This window comes from Paractinoplanes globisporus DSM 43857 (genome assembly GCF_000379645.1).
In the GTDB taxonomy this organism is placed as follows: Bacteria; Actinomycetota; Actinomycetes; order Mycobacteriales; family Micromonosporaceae; genus Actinoplanes; species Actinoplanes globisporus.
Window position 1 is genome coordinate 87,403 of record NZ_KB903315.1, and the last position, 16,045, is coordinate 103,447.

General features: G+C 70.6%; 14 protein-coding genes. 7 read left to right on the plus strand and 7 right to left on the minus strand.

Annotation, left to right across the window (positions count from 1 at the left end):
• The first annotated feature begins 20 nt into the window (after positions 1-20).
• A complete protein-coding gene (locus A3CQ_RS0129075) occupies positions 21-848 on the plus strand; it encodes a DUF1775 domain-containing protein (protein ID WP_169516319.1) in 828 nt (275 codons plus the stop codon).
• Positions 849-995: 147 nt separating this feature from the next.
• Here A3CQ_RS0129075 and A3CQ_RS0129080 read toward each other — a convergent pair whose 3' ends face one another.
• On the minus strand, positions 996-1,934 hold the full coding sequence (locus A3CQ_RS0129080; RefSeq protein ID WP_020514478.1) for an exopolyphosphatase: 939 nt from the start codon (positions 1,932-1,934) through the stop codon (positions 996-998).
• Positions 1,935-2,086: 152 nt separating this feature from the next.
• Here A3CQ_RS0129080 and zwf point away from each other — a divergent pair, with 152 nt between their 5' ends.
• Positions 2,087-3,586, plus strand: a complete 1,500-nt coding sequence (gene zwf, locus A3CQ_RS0129085; protein ID WP_020514479.1) for a glucose-6-phosphate dehydrogenase — start codon at positions 2,087-2,089, stop codon at positions 3,584-3,586.
• A gap of 684 nt (positions 3,587-4,270) precedes the next feature.
• On the opposite strand, the gene A3CQ_RS0129090 is transcribed toward zwf, so the two are convergent.
• From A3CQ_RS0129090 to A3CQ_RS0129105, 4 genes are all read right to left on the minus strand, one after another.
• A complete protein-coding gene (locus A3CQ_RS0129090) occupies positions 4,271-5,332 on the minus strand; it encodes an amidoligase family protein (RefSeq protein ID WP_020514480.1) in 1,062 nt (353 codons plus the stop codon).
• Positions 5,329-6,168 (minus strand): hypothetical protein, encoded by an 840-nt coding sequence (locus A3CQ_RS0129095; RefSeq protein WP_020514481.1) that lies wholly within the window; start codon positions 6,166-6,168, stop codon positions 5,329-5,331. Before A3CQ_RS0129095 ends, A3CQ_RS0129090 begins: the two co-directional genes overlap by 4 nt.
• Positions 6,165-6,683, minus strand: a complete 519-nt coding sequence (locus A3CQ_RS0129100) for a SigE family RNA polymerase sigma factor (RefSeq protein WP_020514482.1) — start codon at positions 6,681-6,683, stop codon at positions 6,165-6,167. Before A3CQ_RS0129100 ends, A3CQ_RS0129095 begins: the two co-directional genes overlap by 4 nt.
• Before the next feature lie 64 nt (positions 6,684-6,747).
• Positions 6,748-7,218 (minus strand): peroxiredoxin, encoded by a 471-nt coding sequence (locus A3CQ_RS0129105; protein WP_020514483.1) that lies wholly within the window; start codon positions 7,216-7,218, stop codon positions 6,748-6,750.
• Positions 7,219-7,350: 132 nt separating this feature from the next.
• Between A3CQ_RS0129105 and A3CQ_RS0129110 the strand changes: the two genes are divergently transcribed.
• The 3 genes from A3CQ_RS0129110 (at position 7,351) to A3CQ_RS0129120 (ending at position 10,079) form a co-directional block, all read left to right on the plus strand.
• A complete protein-coding gene (locus tag A3CQ_RS0129110) occupies positions 7,351-8,586 on the plus strand; it encodes an arginine deiminase (protein ID WP_020514484.1) in 1,236 nt (411 codons plus the stop codon).
• A gap of 31 nt (positions 8,587-8,617) precedes the next feature.
• Entirely contained in the window at positions 8,618-9,664 is a 1,047-nt protein-coding gene (locus A3CQ_RS0129115) for a S1C family serine protease (RefSeq protein ID WP_020514485.1), read from the plus strand.
• Between the two features lie 82 nt (positions 9,665-9,746).
• Positions 9,747-10,079, plus strand: a complete 333-nt coding sequence (locus tag A3CQ_RS0129120; RefSeq protein ID WP_020514486.1) for an STAS domain-containing protein — start codon at positions 9,747-9,749, stop codon at positions 10,077-10,079.
• Positions 10,080-10,101: 22 nt separating this feature from the next.
• Here A3CQ_RS0129120 and A3CQ_RS0129125 read toward each other — a convergent pair whose 3' ends face one another.
• Positions 10,102-12,072: a hypothetical protein gene (locus tag A3CQ_RS0129125; protein ID WP_020514487.1), complete on the minus strand. Its 1,971-nt coding sequence runs from the start codon at positions 12,070-12,072 to the stop codon at positions 10,102-10,104.
• A gap of 109 nt (positions 12,073-12,181) precedes the next feature.
• Positions 12,182-13,225, minus strand: a complete 1,044-nt coding sequence (locus tag A3CQ_RS0129130; RefSeq protein ID WP_020514488.1) for an ROK family protein — start codon at positions 13,223-13,225, stop codon at positions 12,182-12,184.
• A gap of 116 nt (positions 13,226-13,341) precedes the next feature.
• Between A3CQ_RS0129130 and A3CQ_RS0129135 the strand changes: the two genes are divergently transcribed.
• Positions 13,342-14,829 (plus strand): DUF1800 domain-containing protein, encoded by a 1,488-nt coding sequence (locus A3CQ_RS0129135; protein ID WP_020514489.1) that lies wholly within the window; start codon positions 13,342-13,344, stop codon positions 14,827-14,829.
• 2 nt (positions 14,830-14,831) lie between these two features.
• Positions 14,832-16,040, plus strand: a complete 1,209-nt coding sequence (locus A3CQ_RS0129140) for a DUF1501 domain-containing protein (protein WP_040433145.1) — start codon at positions 14,832-14,834, stop codon at positions 16,038-16,040.
• The last annotated feature ends 5 nt before the right edge of the window (positions 16,041-16,045 follow it).

Below are 16,045 nucleotides of genomic sequence, written 5' to 3' on the forward strand. Positions count from 1 at the left end.
CCGGTTACGAACTACCCCTCGTGAGGCACTTCCACCTTGCCCGCCGAGCGGGCGTACCCGCCGTGGCCGCGGTGATCGGCGCGCTGATCGCCACCCCGGCCCTCGCCGACGCCACGGTCTCCCCCACGACCGCCGTCCAGGGCAGCGGCGAAAACCTGACCTTCCACGTGACCAACAACGGGAACCTTCCGCTGGGCACGGTCACCGTCAAGCTGCCGGCGGACACGTCGGTCGCCGAGGTGTACCCGCTGTCGGTGGACGACTGGGCTCCGAAGATCCAGATGCGGAAGGTCGCCGAGCCGCTGACGACCGTCCACGGCACGAAGACGGACGAGGTGACCGACTCGATCACCTGGCTGGCCGTCGGCGGCCACCAGCTCGCTCCGGGCGCCTCGGCCGACCTGCCGATCGCGATCGGGCCGCTGCCCACGCTGAGCACCATGCAGTTCACCATCACCACGACGTACGCGAACGGCGCGGCCGGCCCGCTCATGCCGCCGGTGCCGCTCACGCTCACGCCGGGCGACCCGGGCGCGGCCGTGACCGGCCATGACCATGGCGGTACGGCCGACGGGACGACCGGCGACACCACCGGCACCGACGAGGAGAACGCGGTCTTCGCCGACGCGGTGGCCGACGCGACCCGCGGCCCGTCGATCTGGGCGATCGGCGGCTGGGTGATCGCGGCGCTGGCCCTGCTCGCGGCGGCGTTCTACTTCGTGCGCGGCCGGCACCGGGCCGGCGACGAGGACGACGAGCCGGAGGACGAGCCCGAGTCCGCGACGGTCGCCACCGAGGACACCGACGAGAAGCAGCCGGTCACCGCCGGCAAGTGGAGTATCCGGTAGAAGGACTCCCGCGCTGGTGGACGCGGGACGGTGTCGTGCTGATGCGCGTGGGGCGCGGAACACGACCGGCGAGTGGGGCCACATGGGCATGGCCCGCGACTCGCGGACGACGGGGTGGAAGGGGTTCGGCCCTTCCACCCCGTCGCACTAAACCGACACGGTCCGGGGCGACTTGAGCGCTTCCACGATTTCCTGCTCCACCCGGGCCGAGTCCTCGTGCGGAACCTGGCAGGTGCCGGCCGCGATGTGCCCGCCGCCGCCGTAGCGCAGCATCACCTCGCCCACGTCGACCGGCGAGGTGCGGTCGAGGATCGACTTGCCGCAGGCGAAGACGGTGTTGAGCTTCTGCCGCCCCCAGATCACGTGCACCGACACCCGGGACTCAGGGAACAGCGCGTACACCATGAACCGGTTGCCCGCGTGGATCACCTCCTCGTCGCGCAGGTCGACCACGACAACGTCGCCGTCCACGTGGCTGACCCGCTTGAGCTGCTCGACGAACAGGTCGTACTGGGACCGGAACAGGTCGGCGCGCTCGGCCACGTCCGGCAGCCGGAGGATCTCGTTCACGTCCTGTATCTCCAGGCACGCGTCGATCAGCTGCATCATCAGCTGGTAGTTGGAGATCCGGAAGTCCCGGAAGCGGCCGAGGCCGGTGCGGCTGTCCATCAGGAAGTTCAGCAGCGTCCAGCCCTCGGGGTGCAGCACGTCGTCGAGCGAGTACTGCGCCGAGTCGGCCTGGTCGACCGCGCGCATGAGGTCGTCGGAGACCTTCGGGAACCGGGCCCGGGCGCCGAAGTGCTCGTAGATGACCCGGGCGGCCGAGGGCGCGTCGGCGTCGATGACGTGGTTGTCCAGGTTGCCCTCGTTGCGCAGGGTCTCCGAGTGGTGGTGGTCGAAGACCATGTACGCACCGGGCGCGTACGGGAGATTGGTCAGGATGTCGTTCTCGGTGACCTCGACCTCCCCGTCCTGCACGTCCTTGGGATGGACGAACTTGATCTCGCCGATCATGTCGAGGTGCCGAAGCAGCACGGCGCAGACCAAGCCGTCGAAGTCGCTCCGGGTCACGAGCCGGTACTTCACGAGTCCCCCTCTAGCGCGCAGACTGATACGACCCAGTTTGCCACTTTTGTCGTGGTGGCCCTGCTCGCATCGAGAGATGAATCTGAACGCCGGGCACCCGGTCTGCGTAAGGTTTCGTCGGATGGTCACAAAAGTCGGAGGACTCGAAGACGATGGACAACGTTCCCCAGCTCATCCAGGAGCGCAGCGCCCCACCGGCCACGCTGGTGATCTTCGGCGCCTCGGGTGACCTGACCCGCCGCAAGCTGTTGCCCGCGGTGGAGAGCCTCGCCCGGCACAACCGCCTCCCCAGCGAGTTCGCGCTGGTGGGTGTCGCCCGTACCCCGATGGCCGACGACGACTTCGCGGGCAGCGCCCTGGGCGGGCGCGGCCTGGCCGACAAACGACAGCTCCAGGGCGGAATCAGGTACGTCTCGGGCGGCTACGACGACCCGGAGACGTACAAGCGGCTCTCCGAGGTGCTCGACGAGCTCGACGCGTCCCGGGGCACCAGCGGCAACCGCCTCTTCTACCTCTCCACGCCGGCCGAGGCGTTCGAACCGGTGATCAACGGCCTGGCCGGCGCCGGTCTCAACCACGCCCGCGAGGGCTCGTTCTCCCGGCTGGTCATCGAGAAGCCGTACGGCCGGGACCTGCCCAGCGCCCGCGAGCTCGACGGCATCGTGCACGCGGCGTTCGACGAGCCGCACGTCTTCCGGATCGACCACTACCTGGGCAAGGACACCGTGCAGAACGTCCTCGCCCTGCGCTTCGCCAACTCGATCTTCCAGCCGATCTGGGACCGCTCCTGGGTCGACCACGTGCAGATCACCGTGGCCGAGACGCTCGGCGTCGGCACCCGCGGCGGCTTCTACGAGCACGCCGGCGCGATGCGCGACATCGTGCAGAACCACGTGCTGCAGGTCCTCGCGCTCGCGCTGATGGAGCCGCCGGCCTCGTTCGACTCCGAGGGGCTGCGCAACGAGAAGGTGAAGCTGCTCCAGGCCATCCGGCTGCCCACCCACCGGGACATCGCCGACCTCTCGGTGCGCGGCCAGTACACCCGCGGCGGCACGCGGGAGGACCTCATGGCCGGCTACCGCGAGGAGGCCGGGGTCGACCCGCTGTCGCGAACGGAGACGTACGCGGCGATGCGCCTGAACGTCGACAACTGGCGCTGGGCGGGCGTCCCCTTCTACGTGCGCACCGGCAAGCGGCTGCCGGCCCGGGTCACCGAGGTCGCGCTGCAGTTCCAGCGGCCGCCGCACCTGCCGATCCCTCAGGACCAGCTGACCGGCCTCGAGGCCGACGCCCTGATCCTGCGGATCCAGCCGAACGAGGGGATCTCGCTGCGCTTCGGCGCCAAGGTCCCGGGACACTCGTTCCGGGTGCGCACCGCCAGCATGGATTTCTCGTACGAGCAGACGTTCGCGGAGGAGTCGCCCGAGGCGTACGAGCGTCTCCTGCTCGACGCTCTTTTGGGCGACCCGACGCTGTTCATCCGCACGGACGAGGTCGAGCAGTGCTGGCGGATCGTCGACCCGATCATCGAGCACTGGCAGAACGATCCGTCCCCGATCCCGACGTACGAGGCCGCGTCCTGGGGTCCGACCGATGCCGAGCGCCTGATCGGCCGTAGTGGGCGGCATTGGCGTAACGGTGCCGTCTCCTGATTCGGTTCCGGGTTGACGGTTCCGGGCGGGGGTGACCCAAGATCGACCGGTCAGGCTTGATGCCGATCTTGGGTCACCCCCGCCCGGAACCTTGCATGGCTTTCGGCTCACGCCAGGATCTTGGTTGCTCGCCGCTGGGTGCATGGCCGGGCTTCGGCGCCCACCTCGCCCTCTCGGGTCTGGCTGCCGCGCTGTGGTCGCCCCACCGGTCCCCTCACCCGGGCCAAGCTGAGTGGTGGGTCAAGCGAACATTCCGCGCCGCTCACGCTTCTCGCCGGCACCGGCCTGCGTCGCCGCGGCTGCCGCGCGTCACCCTGACCGTCGCCTGGCCCAAGAGCTAACAGCTCTTACGACCTGGCCCGGCCAGCGTGAGGTTCTGGGTGTTTGGCTTGGTGGGGAGCGCTGGCGGCGCGGAATGTTTGCTTGGGCCATCGCTCAGGCCGGCCTGCGTGAGTTAAGCGGGTGGCGTGACCGGAAGCGCGGAAGCCAGACCACCTGGGGTGAGGTGGGCGCGAGGCTCAGCCAGGCAGCCAGCGGTGGGCGACCAAGGTCCTGGCCGCAGCTGAATGCCATGCAAGATCCCGGGCGGGGGTGACCCAAGACCGGCATCAAGCCTGACCGGTCGGTCTTGGGTCACCCCCGCCCGGGATCGTCCAACCGTAAGCGATCGGGAATGCAGCAGGCTCAAGCTGGGCGGTCGGCCAAAGAGGCCGCGGCGACTTCCAGGAGGGCGGAGACGTTCCCGGTGGGGGCGACCGGGAACGGCTCCGGGTCTGAGCATCGGTCCAGCAGGAGCTCGACCAGGGCGGCGCGGTTGACGACGTCCGCGGCGTGGATCGAGCCGGGCAGGATGCGGATCTCGAGCGTGTCGCGCAGCGGCGTGTCGGTCAACAGCTGGGTCAGGTTCACGTCGAAGTACTTGGTCAGCTCGCCCTCGGCGGCGGCCTTGCGCAGTTCCTCGATGCTGGGCACCTCGCGGCTCGCGGCGGCCACCAACTGCGGGGGCAGCGGGGCCAGGCGGCGGCAGGCGGGGTTGGTCTGCAGGACCTCGCGCAGCGCGTCGCGGTAGTGGGCGAACAGCAGCACCACGTTGGCCAGCGCGCGCGGGTCGCGGAACGGGGCGCCGTTGACGTGCAGATGGACGGCCGCCTCGCGGGGCACGGTGAAGCCGAGCTCGCGGGCCGGCTCGAGCAGTTCCTCGAGGGCCTCGGCGTGATTCTCGGCCAGCGGCGGGGTGACGATCTCGCAGGGGCGCTCGCGCTCGGCGCCCTGGGGCGCGACCAGCGCGATCGTGGCGCCGGACGGGTCGTCCAGGCGGACCACGTCGCCGACCAGCTCGGGCTCGGTGTCCCAGAGCGCGGCGATCGGGTCGAGCACCCGGTCGTGCGGGGCGCCGGGGTCGCAGCGGGCGGCGATCAGCGAGATCAGCCGCGGGTCGTCGCTGAGGACGCGGTACCAGCCGGGCGGCGGCGCGGTGCGCGGCTCCAGGTCGTCCATCAGGGTGATGTCGTCGACCAGGGCGCACAGCTGCGAGCCGTCGGCCCGCAGCACCTCGAAGCCCTGAGTCAGATGCAGGAACCGCCCCAGGCCCGGGACCAGGGACGGTTCACTGTCGGAATGCCAGACCGGTCGGATGCGGCCGCCTATGCGTCCGGCCAGGTCGTAGGCGAGGCTGCGCCGGCTGCGGCCCGGTGGGGCCATCAGCTCGATCTCGAAGCCGGTCCGCCGGCGCAGGCGGGGGGTCACGGCTGGATCGGCAGCGTCTGCCCGGCGAGAATGCGCTTCCCGCCCTCGACCTTCGCGGCGTACGCGGACTTCAGGTGCCAGATCTTGGATAGCTGCACTGCGTCGTCGACGTTGTAGCCCTTCTTGAAGAAGGCCTCGACCTGCTTCTCCTGCTTGGCCGCCGCCACGTTGGCCGGCTTCGGCTTCACGGGCACCGGCTGGTGGGCCAGCAGCTTCTTGCCGGCCAGGTACTTCGCGTCGGTCGGGTCGGAGAGGTGCCAGATCTTGGCCAGCTTCTCCGCCTCGTCCCACGTGTACCCGGCGCCGAAGAAGGCGTCGAGCTGAGCCTGCATCGCCTTGATCTTCGGGTCGTTCGGGTCGACGGTCGGGTCGGGGCTGTTCGGCGTCGCCGGGAAGGGCAGGGTCTCGCCGGCCAGCAGCCGGCGGCCGGCCTCGGCCTTGACGTTGCCGATCGGGGCCTTGACGTGCCACAGCGCGGACAGCTTCACCGCGTCGTCGTAGTCGTAGCCGGCGGCGAAGTACGCGGCCCAGTACTGGTTGAGCTGGGCCTCGCTCATCGACGGGATCGTCGACGGCGTGGCGGCCGGAACCGCCCCCGCCGGAAAGTTCACGGTCGACGTGTTACGGGCGTTACCGGGGAGCAGGTTGGGCAGGGACACCACTCCGGCCACCGCGACGGCGGCCAGTGCGGTGCCACCGGCGACCTGAAGGCCCCGGCGACGACGCTTGTACTTGGTGGAGAGCTCCTGAACGCGGGCATAGACGGCCGCGGAGTCGGGAGTCTGGTTCTCATGGGTCTCGAAGGCCTCGCGCAGCTGATCTGCGTGCTCGGTCACGACTTCTCCTCGGCATGGATGCGTTCCCGCTCCGACAGGCGGAGCGTTTTGAGTGCCCTCGAGGCATGACTGCGCACCGTCGCCGGGGCGCAGCCGAGAAGATCCGCGATCTGGTCGTCGTCGAGCTGCTCGTAGTACCGCAGCACGAGCACGGCGCGTTGTTTGCGGCCCAGTGTCGACAACCGGGCCCACAGAGCGTCCGCCTCGACCACTCCGTCGGCGTGGTCGACCACCCCTCCCCGGGCGTCGTCCAGGTCGACCAGTTTTTCCCCGACCGCGTGCACATGCCGGAACTGCCAGCTGCGCCGCCACGACAGGTACTCGTTGAGCACCATGCGCCGCACGTACGCCTCGGGCGAGTCCGACTGACCGATGCGCCGCCACTTGGAGTGTGCCCGCGCGAGCACTTCCTGGACGACATCCTGCGCGAGTTCCCGGTCGCCGGTCAGGACGACCGCGTAACGCAGGAGACTTTGCAGCCGGGCCATCGCGAATTCCTCGAAGGTCACACCCATAACGACGGTCGCGCGAGGCCGTTTGTGCAGTGCCATACGAGATATTTTCCCGTACTAGGGGAGATCAGGTTTGGGGCTTGCGAGCCGACAACACCTCGAGGGCGCGGGCCGCGTGCGCCTGCATGTTCGTCTCCGAGTGGATCACCTCGATGACCGTCCGGTCGGTGTCGATGACCAGGGTGATGCGCCTGGTGCTCATGGGGCCCAGCGGCAGCCTGCGCTTGACGCCGAGCGCGGCGGCGACCTTGCTGTCCGGGTCGCTGAGCAGCGGGTAGTCGAAGCTGTTCAGCTCGGCGAACTTCTTCTGCTTGTCCGGCTTGTCGCGGCTGATCCCGATCCGCTGGGCGCCGGCCTCGCGGAACTCGGCGGCCAGGTCGCGGAACGTGCACGCCTCGGCGGTGCAGCCGCTGCTCATCGCGGCCGGGTAGAAGAACAGCACGACCGGGCCGCCGGCCAGGTACTCGCCGAGCGTGCGCGGCACGCCGTCCTGGTCGGGGAGCTCGAAGTCGTCGATCACGTCGCCTTTGTTTGCCATGTCAAAGAAGCTACTCGGTCGTACCGGCGAGTAACAGGTCGCAGTCATCCTCGCCGGATGATCCGGGCATTCGCCGCCATCACGGAAGCTGATCCGTGGCGCGATGCCTTCTCACCTCAGGAGGGTGACCACATGAACAGCCACGGCGTGTACTCCGAGGTCGGCACCCTGCGGAAGGTCCTGGTCTGCGCGCCGGGCCTCGCGCACCGCCGGCTGACCCCCACCAACGCCGACGATCTTCTCTTCGACGACGTGATGTGGGTGGAGAACGCCCAGCGCGACCACGCCGACTTCGTCAACAAGCTGCGCCAGCGGGGCGTCGAGGTGATCGAGCTGCACGAGCTGCTCGCGCAGACGATGGCGATCCCGGACGCGAAGGCTTGGCTGCTCGATCGCAAGATCGTGCCGAACGAGGTCGGGGTCGGGCTGGTCGACGACACCCGCGGGTTCCTGGAGACGCTCGAGCCGCGGCAGCTGGCCGAGTTCCTGATCGGCGGGCTGGCCACCTCCGACCTGCCGGACGACTTCCGCTCCGGCTACGTGACCCTGGCGCGGGAGTCGACCGGCATCCGCGAGTACCTGATGCCGCCGCTGCCGAACACCCTCTACACCCGGGACACGACGTGCTGGCTCTACGGCGGGGTCACGCTGAACCCGCTGTACTGGCCGGCCCGGCACGACGAGACGCTGCTGATGAAGGCCATCTACAAGTTCCACCAGGACTTCGCGGGCAACACGATCTGGTGGGGCGACCCGGAGAAGGACTGGGGGCAGGCGACCTTCGAGGGCGGCGACGTGATGCCGGTCGGCAACGGCGTGGTGCTGGTCGGGATGAGCGAGCGCACCTCCCGGCAGGCGATCACCCAGGTCGCGGCGGCGCTGTTCGAGCAGGGCGCGGCCGACCACGTGGTGGTGGCCGGCATGCCGAAGCTGCGCGCGGCGATGCACCTCGACACGGTGTTCACCTTCGCCGACATCGACCTGGTCACGCTCTACCCCGCGATCGTCGACGGGATCCACGCGTTCTCCCTGCGGCCGGGCGAGGGCGGCAACGTCGACGTCACCGACCACGGGACCAAACCCTTCGTCGAGGTGGTGGCTCAGGCTCTGGGACTTCCCTCGCTCCGGGTGATCGGCACCGGCGGCGACGTGTACGCGTCGGAACGGCAGCAGTGGGACAGCGGGAACAACGCGGTCGCCCTCTCCCCCGGCGTCGTCTTCACGTACGACCGCAACACGCTGACCAACACGCTGCTGCGCAAGGCCGGCATGGAGGTCATCACGATCGTCGGGGCGGAGCTCGGGCGGGGTCGCGGCGGCGGGCACTGCATGACGTGCCCGCTCATCCGGGACGCCGTGAAGTTCTGACCGGCCGGCACCGGAAGGGGGGCTGATCTCGATGCGCCGGAACACCGGACTGATCCTCGGGGCGGCGGCCGTCGTGCTCGTCCTGGTCTCCGGCGTCATCGGCGGCCTCATCGGGCGGGCGTCGGCGAGCGACGACGCCGCCACGGCCGCGACCTGCGCCGCCACCACCGTCGCCGCCGACGTGCTGCCCTCGGTCGTCACCGTCGGCGTCTCCAGCGGCACGAGCAGCGGGAACGGCAGCGGCGAGGTGATCCGCGACGACGGCTACATCCTCACCAACGACCACGTCATCTCGCCGGCCGGCGCCACCGGCAGCATCGAGGCGCTGTTCAGCGGCGGCCAGAGCGCCCCCGCCAAGCTCGTCGGCCGGGCACCCCGGGTGGACCTCGCGGTGCTCAAGGTGGACCCGCCGAACGGCACGCCGGTCATCGGCATCGGCAAGTCGTCGACGCTTCAGGTCGGCCAGCCGGTGGTCGCGCTGGGCGCCCCGCTCGGCCTGTCCGGCACGGTGACCGCTGGCATCGTGAGCGCGCTCGGCCGCGACGTGCCGGTCCCCGGCGACGGGGTGACCGCGATCCTGCCCGGCGCGGTGCAGACGGACGCCTCGATCAACCCGGGCAACTCGGGCGGCGCGCTGGTCGACTGCGCCGGCGACCTGATCGGCGTCAACACGGCGATCGCGACCGTGCCGAACGCGTCCGGCGAGGCGGGCGGCGGCAGCGTCGGCATCGGCTTCGCGATCCCGGTCGACGTGGCCATGGTGGTGGCCGACGAGCTCATCGAGCACGGCTCGTACGACCCGCCGACGCTGGGCGTGGAGGCCGTGCCGGTCCCGCCCGCGGTGGCCCAGCAGTTCGGCGTGCCGTCCGGCATGTACCTGCGGGTCGTGCAGCCCGGCGGCCCGGCCGACAAGGCCGGCCTGAAGACCGGCGACATCGTGACCTCGATCGACGGACGGCCGATGAACAGCCCGGAGAGCCTGTTCCTCGCCACCGTGGGCAAGAAGCCGGGCGATCAGGTCAAGGTGCAGTACAGCCGGGACGGGAGCAGTGGTCAGGCCACGGTGACGCTGGGCTGAAGATCCACCGGGGGCGATCGGCGGGCGGGATCGATAGGCTGTTCGCCACCGCCCCCCGCTCTCCACCGAAAGCGACACCGCCATGCAGGTCTCGGTCGCGCACCACCCGCCGAACACGGCCGTGCTGGTGCTGCGTGGTTCCCTCGACATCGACACCGCGCCCGCCCTCAAGGCGAACCTGAACCGGCTCGTCGAACGGCCGAGTCCCCGCGTCGTGGTGGACGTGTCGGGGCTGGACTTCTGCGACTCGATGGGGGTCGGCGTGCTGGTCACCGCGAGCGGCCGGGCCACCGAGCGGGGCGGCTGGGTGCGGCTGGCCTCGCCGTCCGGCTTTCTGCGCCGGCTGTTCGACACCCTCGGCCTGACCGATTACCTCGCGCTCTTCCCGGACGTGGCGGCCGCCCTCAAGGAGTGAGGGCGGCCTTTCCCGTCCGGTATCAGCTGGTCACGCCGAAGACGATCCGGCCCAGCGTGTCCTCCGTACCGATGAAGCCCTCGGACGGCAGGAAGGCGCTGTCGCCGAAGTCGACGTCCACGTCGTCGGCGGTGCCGCCGACGCCGTCCGGCCCGACCCCGAACAGGGTGGCGAAGCCGGTGCCGCCCGCGTCCATCAGGTTGGGCTGGGCGTCCTGGTTGTCGGTGTGGAAGTCGCCGAAGAAGTGCCCGGCCTCGTGCGAGATCACGTTGCTCAGCGCCTGGCCGAGGAACCCGATGCGGTCGCTCGAGGAGGTCAGGTACGTGTTCAGCGACGCCTCCGAGTCACCGGCCGGGGCGCTGAGGATGTCCAGCAGCACCAGCGCGGTCTCCGAGGTCTCGAAGTTGCCCGGGTCGATGCTCTGCGCGATGCCGATCGTCTCGACCCCGGACTCGTCGATCGTGCCGCCCACGATGATCCGGCTGGTGTTGGCCTGGCCCCACGGGTCCTTGTCGTCCTTGCTGTTCTTGATCTTCAGCTTGAACTTGGCGTTCAGGCCGCTGGCCACCATGTCCTTCTTGATGTTCTCGGTGACCCCGGCGACCACGGCGTCGATCAGCGCGTCCTCGTCGGCCCGGGTCAGCCCCCAGTTGGCCAGGAACGCCGCGAACGGGCTCAGGTCGCGGTTGCCCGGCCCGCCGAAGACGCCGGTGTTCACGCGGGCGCCGTCGAAGTCCAGGTAGAGCGTCTGCACCGGGGTCGCGCCCTGCAGCGCCGGCCGGTACGCCTCGACCGTGATGTCGTACGCCCCGGAGCCCGCGGCCACGCCCACGTAGTGCCAGCCGGCCTTGGTCGCGACGTAGTCGGTGACCGCGTTCCCGCCGGCGGGCAGCGGCGAGGCCATCGGGTAGATGTAGGACGCGTCCTGCTCGGAGCCGTGCACCTCGCGCGGCGTGGTGTCGTACACGGTGAGATAGGTGGGCGAGCCCTTGACCGAGGCGCCGAGCACGTCGCCGGGCTTCAACTTGATCGCGAAGAAGTCCTTGTCGATGGCGCCCGAGGTCATCGTCAGCGTGTACGGGCCCTCGCTGGGCGGTGAGGTGTCGCCGATCCCGCCGCCGGAGGCCGAGTCGAACGGGTCGGCCGGCAGCCCGCCGTACGCGGCGACGGCCAGATAGAAGTCGCTGGTCGTGGTCACCTGGTAGGTGATCTGGCTGTCCAGGCCGCTGAAGTCGTCGTTGGACGCCACCAGCGTGCCGTCCGGCGCGAACAGCAGCAGCACGGTGTCGAGGATGCCGACCGGGGTGGCGGTCTTGAGGGTGAGCACCTTCCCGGGTGTGGCCGACAGCTTGTAGAAGTCGAAGTCGTTGCTGCCGTCGCCGGTCTGCCGTCCGTGCGGCCCGTCGCCGATCTGCGAGTCCACGATCGCGCCGGTGCGGAAGTCGCCGATCCCGGTGTCGCCGGCGAGCGTGATCGAGCCGTTGTCCTCGGCCGGAGCCGGGACGTTCGGCGTACTGAGCGTCTCGTTGTCGAGGCTGCCGAGCACCCGGATCTTCGAGTACTGGCTCGCGCCGGTGCCGAAGCCGGTCACCCGCTGCGCGTTGGCCGGGGTGTCGTTGCCGCCGTACGTGCCGTCGATCTCGTCCTCGTCGACCACGACGGCCGGCGTGGTGGCGGCCGCGGCGGCCAGCGAGCTCGCCTTGACCCGAGCCGCGGCCTTGGTCTTGGCCTGGGCCTTCATGTAGTTGGCCCAGCCCGCGTAGTCGACCTTCGAGGCGTCGGCCACGTCGGCGAGGAACGGGTTGGGACCTTTCGGTTTCGATCCGTAGGGAGCCTTCGGCGCGATGCCGATGCCGGCGGCGAGCGAGGCCTTGTCGGCTGGGCTAAGTCCGCTGCCCGGTGTAGAGGCGGATGGAGCGGCCTGCACGGCACCTGGCGTGATCAACGCCAGGCCGAGCGCGGCCGCGGAGATGGTGGCGATGCTCCGTCGCATCAGCGTCCCCCTTCAGCTCATCCGAAACCCCCCGGTCACGGATGGCAAAGGCGACGTTACTCACGACGAACGTCAATATCTAGAGTTGTCGATACGCCGTAACATTCCGCTATCCGGTTTTGACGCGCTCCAGGGCGGCGACGGCCGCGCCGCGGGCGCCGGCCATGTCGAGGTCGGCGACCAGCGCGAACGACGTGGCCGCCTGCTGCTCCTGCCGCAGCTGGGTGGCCTCGCGCACGGAGTTGAGGAACCACTGCCGGAAGCGCGGTTCGGCCTCGACGACGCCGCCACCGAGCAGGTACGCGTCCGGGTCGGTGAAGTTCGCGGCGATCGTGAACAGCTTCCCGATCGCCTTCGCCTGCTGCCCGAACACCGCCAGGGCGAGCGGGTCCTCCTTCTCGCCGTAGCCGCGCAGCAGCTTGGCCGCCCTGCCGATCGGCTCGGCGGCGAGCGGGTGGTCGGGGAACTTCGACAACCAGTACGGCAGCAGGTTGTTCTTGATACCGGTCAGCGAGGCGACGCTCTCCACGTCGCCCTCGAAGCCGCAGTTGCAGGCCGGCATCGGCTGGTCGCTCTCGAGGACGCCGTGCATGGGGATCTGCACGTGGCCGAGCTCGCCGGCCATCCCGGCCGCGCCGCTGACCACCCGGCCGCTCTCCACGACGCCGCCGCCCATGCCGGTGCCGACGATCGCCGCGATCGAGGAGCGCCGCATGGCGTCGGCCCCGAAGTGGCGGTGATGGGCGTAGAGGGCGGCCGCGTTCGCGTCGTTGTTGTAGATCACCGGCAGGCCGAGCCTGGCCTCGAGGGCGCCGCGGACGTCGAAGCCGTGCCAGGACACCTGGTTGAAGTTCGTCGAGCCCTTCGACGAGATCACGCCGGTGGCGCTGGCTGGGCCGGGCGTGTCGAGGCCGACCGCACGCACCAGCGTGAGCGGGGTGCTGGTCAGCTCCAGGATGTTCTGGAACGCCTCCGCGAGCGCTTCGACCGCCGACTCGGGACCGTCCTGAACGAGGCTCGGATTTTCCACGAGGTGATCGACGAGGAACTGGCCCGTCGCGTCGAGCACGGTGGCGTTGTTGCAGGTGCCCCCGTTGTCGAGGCCGACGACGACCCAGGAGGCGGGAGTGCGTACCGGTTCTGCCTGATCCACGAGAGTGAGCGTACGTCCGGTTCCGCCCCCGGTGGTACGGGTGCGGCCGGATTGCGCGTCGGTTAGTCACGGTTGCAGCGGCGAGGCGCTCCCCCGAACGCGTCGAAGGGTCTCGCATGACGACCCGCCGCACGCTCCTCGCCGCCGCCGGTGCCGCCACCGCCGTGACCACTCTCGGTCTGACCGAGGCGGCGCCGGCCGCCGCCGCCGTGGAGAACGACCCGATCGCGCACCTTCTGCGCCGCGCGACCTTCGGCCCGACGCCCGCGTCGCTCGCGGAGGCCACCCGGCTCGGCGTCAACGGCTGGCTGGACCGTCAGCTGAACCCGGCGTCGATCGACGATGCGAGGGCCGACGCGGTCTTGTCGCGACTTCCGCTGGCCGGGGCGAGCATCGCCTCCGTGCGTTCCACGATCAAGGTTCACTCGTACGAGGCGTTCGGGCAGCTCGGCCGGGCCGTGGTGGCCCGGGCCGCGTGGAGCGAGCGGCAACTGTTCGAGGTCGTCGCCCAGTTCTGGGCCAACCACCTGCACATCACCGCCCCGTCGAGCGGAGTCTGGGACAGCCGCCCCGACTACGAGACGCAGGTGATCCGCAGGTACGCGCTCGGCAAGTTCGCCGACCTGCTCAAGGCGTCGATGCGGCACCCGGCGATGCTCACCTACCTCGACAACCGCTCGTCGACCAAGGCGCACCCGAACGAGAACTACGCCCGCGAGCTCATGGAGCTGCACACGGTCGGACTGATCTACTCCGAGGACGACGTGCAGCAGGCGGCGCGCCTGCTGACCGGTCTGACCGTACGAAGCGACGGCACCTACGCGTACGACGCGGCGCGGCACGCCGGCGGCCCGGTCTCGGCGCTCGGCTTCACCCACCCCAACGGTCCCGGCGAGGCCGGTCCGCTCGCGTTCGCCGACTACCTGGCCCGGCACCCGGCGACCGCCCGCCGGCTGGCCGAGAAGCTGTGCGTCCGGTTCGTGGCCGACGTGCCGCCGGCGTCGCTGGTCACCCGGCTCGCCCAGGTCTATCTGGACAACGACACCGCGATCGTGCCGGTCCTGCGCGCCCTGTTCACCTCGGCCGAGTTCGCCGGCGCGTACGGCCGGAAGTCACGCACCCCGTTCGAGGACATGGTCGCCACGGTCCGCGCGCTCGGGCTCGGGCCGGAGACCAGCGGGATCAAGGCGCTCGACGCGCTGTACAACGCGATGGTCGACGCCGGGAACGCGCCGTTCCGCTGGAGCACGCCCGACGGCTTCCCGGACGTCGCGCCGGCCTGGCAGTCCCCGTCGCTGTTCCTGCTGCGCTGCAACCTGCACCTCAACCTGGCCGCCGGCTGGTATCCCAGCCAGCTCACCCGCCCCGCCGACCTGCTGAGGTCACTGGTGCCGTCGCTGCCGGCGACGTACGGCGCCCTGGTCGACGCGCTGGCCGTGCGGCTGACCGGGACGCGGCTGCCGGCCGCGCACACCGCCGCCGTGCTCAGCGTCGCGGGAAAGCTGCCGACCAGTCCCCTGAGCTCCTCCGACAAGTCCCTCGCGGGCAGCGCGCCGTACCTGATCGCGCTGGTCCTCGACTCGCCGACCTTCCAGCTGAGGTGATCATGAAGTTCCGCGAATGCGACCTCTCCCGGCGCGGCCTGCTGGGCGCGGCCCTCGGCGGCCTGGCCGGCGCGGCGCTCTCCACCCGCGTGGCCTTCGCCGACCCTGGGTATACGGGCGACACGCTGGTCGTGCTCTCGCTGCGCGGGGGCTTCGACGGCCTGTCCGCGATCGCGCCGATCGGCGACCCCGACTACTACCGGGCCCGGCCCGCGATCGGCCTGCCCAAGAGCCAGGTCATCGCCGGCGACGGCACCTTCGGCCTGCACCCGGCCCTCGCACCGCTGCTGCCGGCGTGGAAGGCCGGGCAGCTCGCCGCAGTGCACGCCGTCGGCCAGGGCAACCCGACCCGCTCGCACTTCGCGGCCATGGAGGCCATGGAGAACGCGGCGCCCGGCACCTCGATCCGCACCGGCTGGCTCGACCGGATGCTCGGCGTCACCGGCGCGACCGGCCCGCTCGCCGGCGTCTCGCTCGGCCACGCCATGCCCGCGCGGCTGCTCGCCGGGCCCACCCCGGCGGTGTCGATGGCCTCGATCGACAAGTTAACCCTGGCCGGTGATTCCGAGAAGCGCCCGATGGCCGCCGCACTCAGCAAGATGTACGCGGACGCGAGCGGCCTGACCGCGATCGCCGCGCTGAAGGCCACCGCCACCGTGCGCGGCGCCACCTACCAGCCCGCCGCGACGTACCCGGCCACCGAGCTCGGCGCCGCGCTGCGCGACGTGGCCCGCCTGATCAAGGCCAAGGCCGGCCTGGTCACGGCCGCGGTCGACTGCGGCGACTGGGACATGCACGACGCGCTCGGCACCGCGGTCAAGGGCCAGCGGATGTACGACAACCTCACCGAACTGGCCACCGCGCTCGCCGCCTTCACCGCCGACCTCGGCCCGGCCGGGATGGCCTCGACGACGCTGCTGACCATCAGCGAGTTCGGCCGCCGCGTCGAGGAGAACGCCTCCCGCGGCGCCGACCACGGCCACGGCAACGCGATGCTCCTGCTCGGCGGCGCGGTGCGCGGCGGCCGGGTGTACGCCACCTGGCCCGGCCTCGCCCCGGCGGCGCTCGTCGACGGGGATCTCGCCGTCACCACCGACTACCGCGCGGTCATCGGCGAGATCCTCCAGAAGAGGTGCGGACTCGGGGCGCTGGACGCGGTGTTCCCGGGCGTGCGGCCGTCCTCGTTCGGGCTGGCCACCTCCCGTTCATGAAGGGT

Coding starts and splice junctions, on each gene's coding strand:
- A3CQ_RS0129125 (WP_020514487.1), bottom strand. CDS start 12,072: ATGCGACGGAGCATCGCCACCATCTCCGCGGCCGCGCTCGGCCTGGCG.
- zwf (WP_020514479.1), top strand. CDS start 2,087: ATGGACAACGTTCCCCAGCTCATCCAGGAGCGCAGCGCCCCACCGGCC.
- A3CQ_RS0129135 (WP_020514489.1), top strand. CDS start 13,342: ATGACGACCCGCCGCACGCTCCTCGCCGCCGCCGGTGCCGCCACCGCC.
- A3CQ_RS0129115 (WP_020514485.1), top strand. CDS start 8,618: ATGCGCCGGAACACCGGACTGATCCTCGGGGCGGCGGCCGTCGTGCTC.
- A3CQ_RS0129110 (WP_020514484.1), top strand. CDS start 7,351: ATGAACAGCCACGGCGTGTACTCCGAGGTCGGCACCCTGCGGAAGGTC.
- A3CQ_RS0129120 (WP_020514486.1), top strand. CDS start 9,747: ATGCAGGTCTCGGTCGCGCACCACCCGCCGAACACGGCCGTGCTGGTG.
- A3CQ_RS0129100 (WP_020514482.1), bottom strand. CDS start 6,683: ATGGGTGTGACCTTCGAGGAATTCGCGATGGCCCGGCTGCAAAGTCTC.
- A3CQ_RS0129105 (WP_020514483.1), bottom strand. CDS start 7,218: ATGGCAAACAAAGGCGACGTGATCGACGACTTCGAGCTCCCCGACCAG.
- A3CQ_RS0129140 (WP_040433145.1), top strand. CDS start 14,832: ATGAAGTTCCGCGAATGCGACCTCTCCCGGCGCGGCCTGCTGGGCGCG.